A 12,474-nucleotide genomic window follows, 5' to 3' on the forward strand; every position below is an offset into this window, starting at 1 on the left:
AAGAATTCGACGACGTGGGTCTGTAGCGCGGAGGCGCCCATCCCTCGCGCCCCGGTGCGGCGAGGATGGACAACGTGGTGTGCCCGCCTGAATCGGCTTGGATGTCGAACCGTCGTTACGGGTACGGGCGATGATGACCGGACTGGATGCAAACGCACGGCTCGAGAGTGTGACACACAGATTGTTCGCGTCGGTCGAGCGCGGTGATGTGACCGTGGGCACGGCCGATACCCGCTTCTTTCGTCGGCGACGTCCCCAGTGGGTGAACCTCACGAAACCCGACCGTGCCGATGGTTGGTCCAGCGCATCCAGAACGACGAAGTCCAAGCCCTGCGATGATGACGAACCGAGCGCACGGCTTGTTCTCAGCGGCGGACTCATCACTGTATTCCGGCCGGTCCGCGCTGGCCGCCACCATCAGTTCCCCGGATACCGGACGGAGCGGTGCGGACCGACGACGACGAAGCACGCCGCATGCATCAGCACGCCGCAGCTGCCCGGCCCAGACTTCCGTGCCGCGAACCGGCACCTGGACTCCGGGTTCCCCGGTTCCGACCGATGCTGCCGCTGGCATGAGTACTCGAATTGAGGACCCTAGGCCCTACTGTCATCACCCGATGACGAGTGGAATCGAAAAGGTCAGCAACAATTTCCGAATTCTGTGGAGTCAGCCATGAGCATTCTGTCCCCCCGCCGCCCCCACCAGGCCCTCCCCGCCTGGCCATCCTTGCCGGACTGGTCCGACCTGATGGCCAGATTCGAGTCTATGCCACCGTGGACCTCGCTCGAAGGCCACATGATCCGCGTGGAGGAACATCTCGACAAGGGTCGCTATACGCTGCGCGCCGAACTTCCCGGGGTGGACCCGGACAAGGACGTCGACATCAGCGTCCGCGATGGACAGTTGACGATCAAAGCCGAACGCACCGAACAGCATGAAGAGGGAGCCCGGTCGGAATTTCATTACGGCAGCTTCTACCGGTCCATGCCCCTGCCGGCCGGCGCCAAGGAAGACGACATCGACGCCAGCTACTCCGACGGCATCCTTACCGTCACGATGCCGGTCACCGAATCCCCGACACCGGAAAAGCACATCGAGGTCAAGAAGGCTGCTGCGCCCGGTAAGGAGCACAACGAACGCGGTTCGGGCACGAAGGATCAGTAGATCGCCGCCCCCGCGAATGCCGCTGCTGGCCAGTGCCGTCGCCGGGTCCGGACACCGCTGAAACCAGGACCCGGCCATTGAACATGATGTAGTGCAACCATTTTGGAGACAACACTCCCGCCGGTGGTCCCGCGGACACAACCGAACCGATCGCCACACCGACCAACCCGCATTCCTCGCGGAGTGTCGGGCTAGAGATCAGTGGCCAGATCGCACGCGAGATGGCCGCACGTCTCTCGGCGAGCCGGGTTCCGCATGCGCGTGTGGCGTCCGGATCAGCGACCGACGCAAGCGGGACCACTGATGGGTCCGGCTCTGCAGGGGGTCAGCGCATTCTCGATTACTTCGATCTGATGGTCCAATGCTGACAGTTCTGCCTGCGGTGCATGCACTGTCAACCGCTGTGCGCGTACTTCCACGACCAGGGCGTCGAACTCGGCGAACAGCGGTGGGACCAACTCGTTCAACTTCTGAAGCGACTCCAGCATCCGGGTCATCGGCACCGCAACTGGCTCAGATATCGCGTTGACCGCCTCGCGCCACTGTGTCCATGAGATGGGCCACGGCGCGCGTTCCCTCGATCAATTCCTCCAACGCGGAGTGGAGCACGCCAGCTCGGTGCGTCTGTCCCTGCTCGGTCATCTGTGCCATCTTTCTCCGCAATTGCTGTGGCCTATCCAGCGAACGGTGTTCTCCGAGAGCTACTCTGGAGAGCGGAAGACCCCGAATCGAGGCACCGAGCCCTACCCGCCCGCCGGGTCGTTCGACATCGACGGTCGGCTACGCCGACACCCAGCTCTGCGTTGTTCGTGCGCGACAGCGCTAACGGACTATCAGCAGGGGGCACGTGACAGTGTGTAGCAGTGCTCTGCTGGTCGAACCCATCAGTAGGCTCGCAAATCCGCCACGCCCACGGCTCCCGGTCACCAGCAGTTGAGCGTTCTCGGCCTGCTCACGCAGATACCGAGCAGGCTGGTCCATGACCACGACTGGGCGAACCTGCACATCAGGGAACTCTTCGGCGCGACCTGCCAGACTCTCGGACAGCAACGCCCGCTCGCGACTTTCGACCTGTGACCAGTCGACGTCACTGGGGAACGGAGCGTACAAATCGACATCCGACCACGCGTGCACTGCGACAAGTTCAGCCTTCCGCAACGCCGCCTCCTCGAACGCCGCCGAGATCGCCGGCTCGCTGTGAGCCGAGCCGTCGACACCGACCACGACAGGCCCTCCGACGTCATTGATCTCGGTGTGCGGCAGGCCACGCACGACCGCGACGGGTGCGTGCGCGTGCGCCACGACTGCTGCGCTCACCGATCCCAGCACAGCTCGATCGAAGATTCCGTGTCGGTTTGCGCCGACGACCACCATCAGTGCAGATTTCGACCGCTCGATCAGCTCACCCGAAGGTGCGCCCATACTGAACACCTTCTCGACCTCGAGGGGATGCTCTGATACGGCCCGAACAGCCACCTCCTCGCCCCGGACGAGCCGCTTCTTACCTTCGAGTTCCTCCTTCTCGAAGAAACTGGCAGGCACCCCGACCGGCACACCGTGGGCGCCGGGGACGAACATGGTGGTCACCAAGGTCAGCGGTGCACTCCGCAATGTAGCTTCGTGCGCCGCCCACGACACGGCCTGCAGGGACGACTGGGATCCGTCGACTCCGACCACGATCGAGCGGTGGGCTGTCATCATGTCTCCTCGGGATAACATGGATCACGACTATCACCATCGTCGCCGCAACCGTGATCGATGCCGTAGAGGAGAAGGTCCTCACATCCCGAACGTCTGAGCGGTTCGTCGTGGATGTTCAGTCGATCCCACCGGAGCGCGCAGCGCCGAAGTCTGTCAATCCCGAACCCCTCGGTGCCGCGTGTCGCCGCTGTCGGCGTACCGGTCCAGAACTTTGCGCATATCCGCGACGGCCTTCTGGCGGCTCACGGGATCCGGGATCTGAGCGAGTTTGCGCTTGAGGCCCACCGCAAAATCGGCGTAGTCGTTCTGCCAGTCGCGCCCGATCAGTTGTGCAGCATCCGTGCGTGCGGTGCCGGTCAGCTTCGCTGGGGTACCGGACTGCAACTGGTAACTCTCCCCGATGTCGGGGTCGATGATCGAGAGCGAGGGATCGTCCTCCGATACCAGTTCGGTCAGTGCCGAGAGTGCTCCCGGCTCACCATGGGTCAAAAACAGGCTGCCCGAGATAGGCTTCCGCTCCCTGATCCAGTCCAGCAATTCGGCCTGATCCGCATGTGCGGAATAGCTGTCGATCCGCCGGATATGGGCTCGAACATTGATGTCGGTGCCCGAGATTCTCACTTGCCGTGCGCCTTCGAGGATGATGCGTCCCAGAGAACCTTGAGCCTGGAATCCGACGAACAGTATCGTCGAATCCCGGCGATGCAGATTGTGCGCAAGATGATGGCGAATGCGTCCCGCTTCACACATTCCCGAAGCCGCAATGATGATGACTCCCGACATGCTGTTGATCCGCATCGAGACGGAAGCGTCGTCGACATAGTGGATCGCGGGATGATGGAAGATGTCCTTGCCACCGAGATCCTCGAGTTCGTTTGCATGCCTGGCAAAGACACTGGTCGCGCGGTTGGCCAGCGGTGAGTCGACGAAAACCGGCACGTTGGGAATTCGGTCCGCATCGGCGAGATACGCGATGTCGAGCAGCAGCTCCTGAGTGCGCTCCAGCGCGAAGGCAGGAATCACGAGATTTCCACCACGCGAAATGGCCTTGTTGATCTCCTCTTCCAACAGGGCACGCCGTTGGTCGATGCTCATTTGCGTGCGGGTTCGGCTACCGTACGTCGATTCACAGATGACGTAGTCCAACCCCGAAGGGCCCTCCGGGTCGGCGTGGAACGCCTTGTTCTGAGGACCGAGATCACCGGAGCAGAGCAGGCGCACACCCCCGACGTCGACCTCCGCCGACGTTGCGCCCAGGATGTGACCGGCGTTCCACAGCCGTGCTCTAAAGCCTATAGCGGGCTCGACCCATTCCTCCAACGGCACAGGACGTGTCTTCCGCCACGCTGTCCGTGCGTCTTGTTCGGTGTAGAGCGGGGCGATTGTCGCCTCTCCGGCACGATCGCGTCGTTGGTTTCGCCGCTGCGCCTCGAACTCCTGGATACGCCCAGCGTCGGCGAGCATGTATTGCAGCAGGTCGGAGGTTTGGGCGGTACAGAAGATCGGCCCTTCGAAGCCTTGTGCCACCAGTTTGGGCAGCAGGCCGCAATGATCGATGTGCGCGTGGGTAAGAACGACTGCGTCAATCGTGTCCGGCGCGAAGGCGAAGGCACCGTAGTTCAATGTCTCGAGGGTGCGGGATCCCTGAAACAGGCCGCAGTCCACCAGGATGCGTGTGCTCTCCGACTCGATCTCCATGCATGAGCCGGTCACTGTCTTGGCAGCACCATGAAAAGTGAGGTTCACGTGATTCGCCATGAGAGGCTCCTGGTAGTCGATCTGGCTTGCGGCCGAGACGCTCCGGCGTCGAAACGCCAGACGTTGCACTCCCAGGGCGGCGAGATTCGGCCCCCAATGCTCTCGCTCCCAGCGTCGTCTGGGTTCGGCGTCGAACGGTTCTCACGGATTGAGTGAACATCGGTGGGAAGCTGGGTCGGTAGGGTCTCCTGTCACCTCTTCGCCGCCGACGAAGCCCGCTCGCGGTCGCGACGAGCCAGTTGCATGATGTCGTGGCAATCCACGGCAACGTGATAGATTGCACTGCAGTGGTTTACGAGACCGCGATCTAGGCGTGTCGCAGCGAGTCCAGGTGGCGGTAGTCGATCAGCTGTCGAGCGTAGCGGAATGCGCAGCGGCCCGAGTCGACTGCGCGAACTCGATCGTTTGCGGCGAGGTGGGGGCTTCTGGCCATTCGTCATCACCGCCGGGGCTGCCCTCGACCGGATCCGGCTTCCGTTCCGGCGCCCGATTCCGAGGTGAAATCACACCGTGCTCATGCTCCCGGGGGAGCAGTTACCGGCCGCAGCCGCGGTTGATGGATGGGCGCGATGGCAGAAGCCGGTCGAGTCGGCGCATCGCGTGGCTCAAAATGGAGGCCTCCGGTCTGGGGGGTGCGTGTGAAGACCCTATGAACGACGTGGTCAGACCAGCACTGCGGCGAGCACGGCACAACCCAACATGGGGATGGCGGCGCTGACCGCAACCAACGTCGATCCGGTCCCCGCACCTGCCACAATCCCCGCAGTCGCCGCAGCGCTCAATTGCGATGGCAACTGTTGCTCCCCGCTGTGGTCGACCGATGGTAGCGTCGGCGCCCGGGTGCTCTTCCACTCTGCAAGGATTACGTGCGGGGGTCTCCGCCGCACAGGGCAATTGGTCCTCGATTCGGTGCGCCTGCGATCAGCGTTCGCGGAGGAGTCCGAATGTGATGACCGTCGTCCATATTTGGGAGGTCCGGGGACTCTCGGCGGCCGGGGATGATCGACGTGTGATGGAAGATGTGAACGCGATCGAGTCGTCCCGGCAGCGCTGCACCGGTATGCGGTAGTGGTCGATGGTCGCGCCGCCCGCTACGCGGTCGGCGGCTTCGGGGCACGGGTGCTCTTCCTGCACGGCTGGGGCCTGAGCGGACAGGCCTATACCCGCCCACTCGAAGAGTTGAGTGGGCGTGCGGGTCTACGCCCCGGCTCTTCCCGGGTTCGGCGGTACCGCCCGTCTCCCGGTGGAGCAGAGAACCCTCGCCGGGACGGCAACTGGGTGGGCCGCTTCGCCGACACGATCGGCTTGTCCCAGCCGGTGACCGTCGTCGGGCATTCCTTCGGTGGCGGTGTCGCGATCACCACCGCCCACCGATCGCCGGATCTGGCTGAACGTCTGGTGCTGGTGAATTCCATCGGTGGCACCGCATGGGCCGACTGCCGCGGTGTGGGAGGTCGGCCACCTGGCTCGGACGGCGAACCTCGCCCCGAACTCGCGGCCCTCGCCGAACGTCGTCTCCCGATCCTCGTGGTGTGGGGTAACGCGGGACAGGATCATCCCCGAATCGACGTCGTTGCCACTCCAGGCTGCTCTCGGTGACCTCTGAGGGGAATCCACACAAAGAACCGTGCCGGAGTGGGTGGGGGTGGGGTCCGCCGCCACGGTCGGTGGACGAGATCTGGGGGCCGAGGAACCGCCGGTCAGCACCGTTGACCGGGTCGCGGGGTGATGGTGAGCACCGACTCGATCGGGCGGCGGGGTGTTTGTCGCGAAGATGCGTCCGTGTCGGTCGAGCCGATTCGAATGAGGACCTGCGGTACACCGGAGTCCGGCAGCAGGCTGCCAATCATTTCTCGACTCTGCGCAGACTCGGTCATGTGGGTCAGCGGACAGGTTGCGTGTCCGGTGGCGGTGGCTTCGAGCAAGACAGTCGACAGGGCCTCGCCCGTGCGCAGCCACGCACCATTGTCATCGGCGTCGGTGCTGAGGACCAGAACCGTCGACAGATCGGGATGGAGGATCGAACCGCTGTCGGAGCCGGCGGGAAACTGGCGTCCGATGTCGACGAGGGCCTGATTGTCTGCGGTGGCCAGTGCCTCCACTTGGATCCCGTCCTCGGGTAGGGAATGTCCAGCCCACCAGTAAAGTTCGGTTTGGTAAGCCACGTCGAACCGTCGGGCGGCGCCGGTGATTTCCGTGGCGGCCGCGAGCACTGGTCGGGCGCTGTGCGGCAATATCGTCAGATGAACGCCGTGATGACGCACCGTGTTCTTCAGCGAGGCTGGCAACGGTGCATTCGGATCGGCCGGATCGAACGGGCGCCGATCCGAATAACGGAGACCAATCGCGGAAAGCAGATCGAGATCGTGCGGCTGGGGCCCTCGGGTGCAATGGTGGAACCGGACCTGGGCGAGGTGGGATGGGCTCGCCCGGTCGGGTAGTCGGCGAATGTCGGCCATCCAGCCCAGCGCAATCAATGCGGTGCTCAGATGATGTAAGGCAGCTCCACAGCTGATAACCAATTGCCTTCCCGACGGGTCCGCCGAGGCGAGTCGGCGCTTGAAATCGGCACGCAAATCGAGCACACCGCCGTCATAGCTCCAACACCACGGTTGGGTGTTGTGGACCGACGGCGCTCGACAGGCAAGGTCCACGGCGCGCCGAATGAGATCATCAGCGGGGACGGTAGGCTGCATCGGCATCTCCTCGCCTGCCCGAGCTTTTGACAACTCGGGGATTCCGCCTTCAGTGTTCACCGCGCGAGAAGCTCAGGTAAGGGCCGATGGTCATCGATGACGACCGCGTTCCACCGATGTGCACAGTTGAGCGCCGAGATGGGGCATCGACGGCGGGCAACGACCTGCGAGGGCCACGAGCGAATCGTTCGGCTGAGATCGTCCTTCTCATCCGGCTCATGGTGGTCGCCGGCGGCGCGACGTGACAGCGACGTATCGGGCACGCGTGTGGGATGCGTTACCCGTCACCGTGATCGGCTCACTATCCGCTGTTCGTGGAGGCCGAAATGCCCTCATGCAGGTGAGAGAAACCTTGCCTCGAGGTCTGTCGGGTTGACTTGTGACCCTACCTCTCGCGCGCTTCCGCATCGACACTGAGAAGACGGCAACCCGGGGGAGGCAATGATGGTCGTGGTCCGTGCCGGAGTGGGTCTTCCGGCCCGGAGGAGAGGTGAGAGTCGTGGAGCGGTTGACCGCACAAGATGTGATGACTCTGTGGCCGGACCGGGCCGGGTGGTCGCAGGATATCGGTCTCGTGGCCGTACTCGACGCCGGTGACTTCGTCGGCACGGATGGCCGGTTCCTGCTCGGGGACGTCCGGCGGTCGATCGAGGCACGGTTGCCTCGGGTGCCGCGTCTGCGGCAGGTGGTCTACGAGCCTCGGTGGGGTCTGGGACGGCCACTGTGGGTGGACGCGGCCAGCTTCGATGTTCGTGACCACGTGCGTGCCGTCTCGCCGGTGCATCGCGGCGGCGAGGCGCGGCTTCTCGAGGTGGTCGAGGAGTTGCGTCGACGTCCGCTCGACCGCGGCAAGCCGCTGTGGGAAATGTGGTTCGTACCCGGTCTGGCGGACGGCCGGATCGGGGTCTATCTCCGCGTGCACCACGTGATCGCCGACGGCCCGGCCGGGGTGGCCATGCTCGGCGCCCTGTTCGACGCCGGGCCCGACGGTCCGGTTCCCCGGGCCGAGCAGTGGGTGCCGGCACCGGTTCCGGCGGGGAGCGAGCTGATCGTCGACAACCTGCGGCGTCGCTGGGCCGAGGTGGCCCGTGTTCTGGCGGCGTGTTCACGGCCTGCGACGATTGTGTGTCATGCCCGAGGTGCGTGGTTATCGATGCGGGAGATGGTTTCCGTGGGCCGGGCACCGCGAAGCAGTCTGAATCGGCCGATCGGTGCCGCGCGTGAGTTCGCGGTCGTACGGACCGAACTCGCAACGATGAAAAGGATCTCCGACCGGCACGGTGTGAAGGTCAACGATGTGCTCCTTGACGTCTTCGCCGGTGGCCTGCGGGAACTGTTGCGCAGTCGAGGAGAACCTGTCGACAACCTCGAGTTGCGGGCGGTCGTTCCGGTGTCACTGCATCGAGAGCAGCCGGGGCCGGCGCGCGGGAATCTACTTGGGCAGATGATCGTGGCCCTCCCACTCGGGATCGACGATCCTGTCCACAGACTTGCGTCGATAGCAGCTGACACCGCCACCCGTAAACGGGGTGTCCGTCCACGCCGAGGGGCTGTGATCGGCGGCCGGGTGGTCCGGTGGATGGCGCCGACTTTGGTGTCTCGGCAACGAATGATGAACACGTACGTCGCCGATGTACCCGGCCCGCCCGTCCCGCTCTACCTCCTCGGCGCCATCGTGCGCGAGATCGTCCCGGTGGTGGCCCTGATGGGAAACATCGCGGTGGGTGCCGGTGCGTTCTCGTATGCGGGGCAGTTCACGATCACGGTCGTCGGTGACACCGCCGTATGTCCCGAGGTCGATGTGGTAGCTCGCGGAATGGAGGAGACGCTGCAGACGCTCGAGGCGCCACGACGCCCGGACTGATCCACCCACGGTGTTATGCCGCGACCGCTGCGACAGACGCGAACTCTCACGCCACAGAACCGGAAGGAGTACGCGACATCCGCACGCGCTCGGCTTCCATTTCGGCCGGGCGTCCGGCCGGTCGCGGGAGGGCGAGACCGTTCAGCGCCCTGTTGACCGCGTCGCGACAAGGATGGCGTGGGTCCACGAACCGATGACCCTCGGCCCTACCGTCACCGCTCGAGGGCGAGTGGACTCTGAGGTGTCGGCAACCACTACTTCACCCGCTTCGGGAATACCAGCTTTCACGGAAATTGCACGGAACAGCGACAATCGAATCGCGACACACCTACGGATCGGCCGTGTCGGATTGCACGAATGGAGATCGACATGCACGCAGAACCAGGGGACTGGCTGGTGGTGAAAGGCACGATCGTCGACAGCCCGGACGAGGTCGGGCACATCATCGAGGTACGCCACTCCGACGGCGCGCCGCCGTACCTCGTCAGATGGATTCGGGACGGTCACGAGGCGCTCGTATTCCCCGGACCGGACGCGCACGTGGTGACCGCCGCCGAGAAGGACCGGGAGGACACTCACGAACGGCACCGCATCTCCGCGGTACAAGACGCGATCGCCCGTAACCCACATCCCGGGCAGCGCACCCTCCGAACCCGCCACGCTGGTGCCTGAGGTGTATCAGGACTGGGCGAACTGAACGTCTGCGACGCCCGGCACGGTCTCGGCCAGGGCCGTCACGACCCCTCGTTCGGGGTCGCCGAGCGCGAGCCCGGCGATCGACACCTTGCCGTCTGCGATCCCCACCGTCCACCGCCGCGCTCCCGCGTACACGTCGAGACGGTGTTGAATTTCCTTCGCAATTCTTGTGTCGTCCATCGTCAAAGTCTCGAGAAGATCACGCCGGGTGACGATTCCGATGACATCGTGCTCGTGGACGATGGGGATCCCGCGCAGGCCCGAGCGCAGCATCGCGGACGCGAGGTCGCTGACGTCGGTGTCCGCGGTCATGGCGACGACCGGGCTGGTCATAGTCTCGGCCGCCGAGGCATCGGCTCGGGGGAGCGTATTGAATTTTTCACGGAGCAGATCACCCTCGGAGACGATGCCCACCAGGTGATGAGATTCGTCGACGACCGGCAGAACCGTGAATCCAGTGCCCGCAATGATGCGGAGGCATTCGTCGACCGGGGTCGATGGAGTCACGGTGGTGACGGGGCTACTCATGATGAGTTGCGCACGCATGACGGCTCCTTCCTTACGCTGGTCTCTCCACGACGATCATCGGCGAGCGATCAGCAGCGGGCAAGTGATGGAGTGCAGAAGCGCACGGCTCGTCGAACCGAGCAGCAGTGCGGCGAAGCCGCCACGCCCCCGGCTACCGGTCACTACCAGTTGCGCCTCCTGTGCTTGCCGGAGTAGGTGGTGAACCGGTCGATCTCGGACGACAACTTTGCGGACGGACACGTCCGGATACTTGTCCTTCCATCCGGCAAGGCTCTCCGACAGGAGAGCATTCTCAGCGGTTTCGATTGCCGGCCAGGAAAATTCTTCGTGACTGCGATCGGTGCGGGCAACGGTCAACAGGCTGAAGTCGCTCCACGCGTGCACCGCTACCAGATCGACCTCGCGCATCGAGGCTTCCTCGAACGCCGACGCGATGGCGGGTTCATTGTTGGGTGAACCATCGATTCCGACCACCACCGGGCCGTCCAGAGGTGGGCCATCCACTTCGTGCAATCCACGGATCACCGCCACCGGGCACGGCGCATGACTGGCGACCGCGGAACTGACCGATCCGACCAGGCCACCGGTGAACTCCCCGAGCCCACGGGAACCCACAACCAGCATGCGAGCCGACTTTCCAGCGTCGAGCAGGACCGACACCGCCGAGCCGTGATGCAGCGCCGTTCGAAGCGTGAGGTGTGTGCCGCACACACTGTGTCGAGCAAGTTCCGCAGCGGCGGCGAGCCGCTGGGTGCCCACATACTCCACGCCGGTGAACGCGCCCGCGGAGAGGTTGACAGCGTCTCCGAACGTACCGGGAGCGGTCAGCAGACAGGACACCAAACGTAGTGGAGCGCGATGGCGGACCGCGGTGTCGGCGGCCCAGCGCACGGCGTCGAGCGATTGCGCCGATCCGTCCACACCCACCACGATCGGCGAATTGGGTTTCATGTCGAGTGCTCGTCTCTGATCGTTCCTGCCGGCCACGTCGGGGATGCGGTCGTGCGTGCTCGTCTCGAGAGGGCACAACGCCCTCGCGGAACCGTGGAGGGGCCGCTCACAGCGAATTCACGCCCTGCAGAAGTAGGGCGGGTAATCCCGGCACCATCAATCCGACACCGACGGAGACGATCGCGCCGCCGGCGACACGATGGTGCGGATTACGGAAGACGCCGAGTCCGATGAAGATGATCGCGGCTGCGCCTCCCAGGACGCTCAGGGGAGTGGCCACCGACAGCGCGGCGAGGCCAGCGAGGGCCGCGGCGGTCACCCAGGGCCATCGCAGGTCCTGAGCGTCGAGAGACTTTGCCTGCATTGCCACCTCCTGTCAGAGAAAGAAGAGGGTCGATGTCACACGACGCAGCGAGCTACTCGGGCGGGAAGTGCACCTCGGCGATGCCCGGCACCGTGTCGGCCAGTGCAGCGATCACATTCCGCTCCGGGTCCTCCGGCGTGACACCGAAGATCGAGGCCGAGCCGTGGGTGACGTCGACGCGCCATCGGCCCGCTCCGCCATAGATGTCGAGTCGGTGTTGCACTTCCTTGGCGATCTGAGTGTCGTCGGTGGTGAGGACGGCGATGAGATCGGGGCGGGTGACGATCCCGAGGATGTCGTGATCGTGGACGATAGGGATGCCCCGCAGTCGTGACCGAAGCATGGCGGATGCGAGTTCGCTGACCTCGGCGTCGGCGGTCATCGCCACGACAGGACTGGCCATGATGTCGCCTGCGGTCACCTCAGGCTTCGTCGTCACCGGGGCGGAGGATCCGCCCAGCTCACGAAATCGTGCACGCAGGAGATCGCCCTCGGAGACGATGCCCACGAGATGTTTCCGCTCGTCGACGACCGGAAGAACCGTGAAGCCCGACTGGCCGACCATTTGAAGGCATTCGTCCACCGAGGTGGATTGGTCCACCGTGGTGACCGGGCTGCTCATGACATGTCGTGCCTGCATGACGACTCCTCTCTTCGTTCATCAGCGTCGGCGCGCCACCGCCGCAGGACAAGGGTCATAGGACCTCACATCATCGAAAACTCGGTCGCGACGCGATCGAGCCTCGGAAGG

The 12,474-nt window shown here is 64.4% G+C and carries 11 protein-coding genes; 4 read left to right on the plus strand and 7 right to left on the minus strand.

The window, feature by feature from the left end:
- Positions 1 to 673: 673 nt before the first annotated feature.
- Positions 674 to 1,165, plus strand: coding sequence for an Hsp20/alpha crystallin family protein (locus ACFTWF_RS30950; RefSeq protein ID WP_378464924.1), 492 nt, complete (start codon positions 674 to 676; stop codon positions 1,163 to 1,165).
- 822 nt (positions 1,166 to 1,987) lie between these two features.
- Here the strand turns inward: ACFTWF_RS30950 and ACFTWF_RS30955 are convergent.
- Positions 1,988 to 2,863: a universal stress protein gene (locus ACFTWF_RS30955; RefSeq protein WP_378464983.1), complete on the minus strand. Its 876-nt coding sequence runs from the start codon at positions 2,861 to 2,863 to the stop codon at positions 1,988 to 1,990.
- Between the two features lie 156 nt (positions 2,864 to 3,019).
- The gene (locus tag ACFTWF_RS30960; protein ID WP_378464925.1) at positions 3,020 to 4,624 is read right to left on the minus strand and encodes an MBL fold metallo-hydrolase RNA specificity domain-containing protein; all 1,605 of its coding nucleotides are present in this window, start codon (positions 4,622 to 4,624) and stop codon (positions 3,020 to 3,022) included.
- A 1,068-nt stretch (positions 4,625 to 5,692) separates the two neighbouring features.
- Between ACFTWF_RS30960 and ACFTWF_RS30965 the strand changes: the two genes are divergently transcribed.
- Positions 5,693 to 6,223: an alpha/beta fold hydrolase gene (locus tag ACFTWF_RS30965; RefSeq protein ID WP_378464926.1), complete on the plus strand. Its 531-nt coding sequence runs from the start codon at positions 5,693 to 5,695 to the stop codon at positions 6,221 to 6,223.
- Between the two features lie 101 nt (positions 6,224 to 6,324).
- Here ACFTWF_RS30965 and ACFTWF_RS30970 read toward each other — a convergent pair whose 3' ends face one another.
- Positions 6,325 to 7,320 carry an Acg family FMN-binding oxidoreductase gene (locus tag ACFTWF_RS30970; protein WP_378464927.1) on the minus strand — a complete coding sequence of 332 codons (996 nt, stop codon included), beginning with the start codon at positions 7,318 to 7,320 and terminating at the stop codon, positions 6,325 to 6,327.
- A gap of 499 nt (positions 7,321 to 7,819) precedes the next feature.
- Between ACFTWF_RS30970 and ACFTWF_RS30975 the strand changes: the two genes are divergently transcribed.
- Both ACFTWF_RS30975 and ACFTWF_RS30980 read left to right on the plus strand, forming a co-directional pair.
- Positions 7,820 to 9,184, plus strand: a complete 1,365-nt coding sequence (locus ACFTWF_RS30975) for a wax ester/triacylglycerol synthase family O-acyltransferase (protein ID WP_378464928.1) — start codon at positions 7,820 to 7,822, stop codon at positions 9,182 to 9,184.
- A 357-nt stretch (positions 9,185 to 9,541) separates the two neighbouring features.
- Entirely contained in the window at positions 9,542 to 9,856 is a 315-nt protein-coding gene (locus ACFTWF_RS30980; protein WP_378464929.1) for a DUF1918 domain-containing protein, read from the plus strand.
- Between the two features lie 6 nt (positions 9,857 to 9,862).
- Here ACFTWF_RS30980 and ACFTWF_RS30985 read toward each other — a convergent pair whose 3' ends face one another.
- The 4 genes from ACFTWF_RS30985 to ACFTWF_RS31000 form a co-directional block, all read right to left on the minus strand.
- The gene (locus ACFTWF_RS30985; protein WP_378464930.1) at positions 9,863 to 10,426 is read right to left on the minus strand and encodes an HPP family protein; all 564 of its coding nucleotides are present in this window, start codon (positions 10,424 to 10,426) and stop codon (positions 9,863 to 9,865) included.
- A 36-nt stretch (positions 10,427 to 10,462) separates the two neighbouring features.
- Positions 10,463 to 11,359: a universal stress protein gene (locus ACFTWF_RS30990; RefSeq protein ID WP_378464931.1), complete on the minus strand. Its 897-nt coding sequence runs from the start codon at positions 11,357 to 11,359 to the stop codon at positions 10,463 to 10,465.
- A gap of 106 nt (positions 11,360 to 11,465) precedes the next feature.
- Positions 11,466 to 11,723 carry a hypothetical protein gene (locus tag ACFTWF_RS30995; RefSeq protein ID WP_378464932.1) on the minus strand — a complete coding sequence of 86 codons (258 nt, stop codon included), beginning with the start codon at positions 11,721 to 11,723 and terminating at the stop codon, positions 11,466 to 11,468.
- 52 nt (positions 11,724 to 11,775) lie between these two features.
- A complete protein-coding gene (locus ACFTWF_RS31000) occupies positions 11,776 to 12,363 on the minus strand; it encodes a CBS domain-containing protein (protein ID WP_378464933.1) in 588 nt (195 codons plus the stop codon).
- Positions 12,364 to 12,474: the final 111 nt, after the last annotated feature.

The organism is Rhodococcus sp. NPDC056960 (assembly GCF_042674125.1).
GTDB lineage: Bacteria > Actinomycetota > Actinomycetes > Mycobacteriales > Mycobacteriaceae > Rhodococcus_F.

What these genes read in the sequence shown, in the direction of transcription:
- ACFTWF_RS30950 (WP_378464924.1), top strand. Translation starts at nt 674, where the DNA reads ATGAGCATTCTGTCCCCCCGCCGCCCCCACCAGGCCCTCCCCGCCTGG.
- ACFTWF_RS30955 (WP_378464983.1), bottom strand. Translation starts at nt 2,863, where the DNA reads ATGACAGCCCACCGCTCGATCGTGGTCGGAGTCGACGGATCCCAGTCG.
- ACFTWF_RS30960 (WP_378464925.1), bottom strand. Translation starts at nt 4,624, where the DNA reads ATGGCGAATCACGTGAACCTCACTTTTCATGGTGCTGCCAAGACAGTG.
- ACFTWF_RS30970 (WP_378464927.1), bottom strand. Translation starts at nt 7,320, where the DNA reads ATGCAGCCTACCGTCCCCGCTGATGATCTCATTCGGCGCGCCGTGGAC.
- ACFTWF_RS30980 (WP_378464929.1), top strand. Translation starts at nt 9,542, where the DNA reads ATGGAGATCGACATGCACGCAGAACCAGGGGACTGGCTGGTGGTGAAA.
- ACFTWF_RS30985 (WP_378464930.1), bottom strand. Translation starts at nt 10,426, where the DNA reads ATGCGTGCGCAACTCATCATGAGTAGCCCCGTCACCACCGTGACTCCA.
- ACFTWF_RS30990 (WP_378464931.1), bottom strand. Translation starts at nt 11,359, where the DNA reads ATGAAACCCAATTCGCCGATCGTGGTGGGTGTGGACGGATCGGCGCAA.
- ACFTWF_RS30995 (WP_378464932.1), bottom strand. Translation starts at nt 11,723, where the DNA reads ATGCAGGCAAAGTCTCTCGACGCTCAGGACCTGCGATGGCCCTGGGTG.
- ACFTWF_RS31000 (WP_378464933.1), bottom strand. Translation starts at nt 12,363, where the DNA reads ATGCAGGCACGACATGTCATGAGCAGCCCGGTCACCACGGTGGACCAA.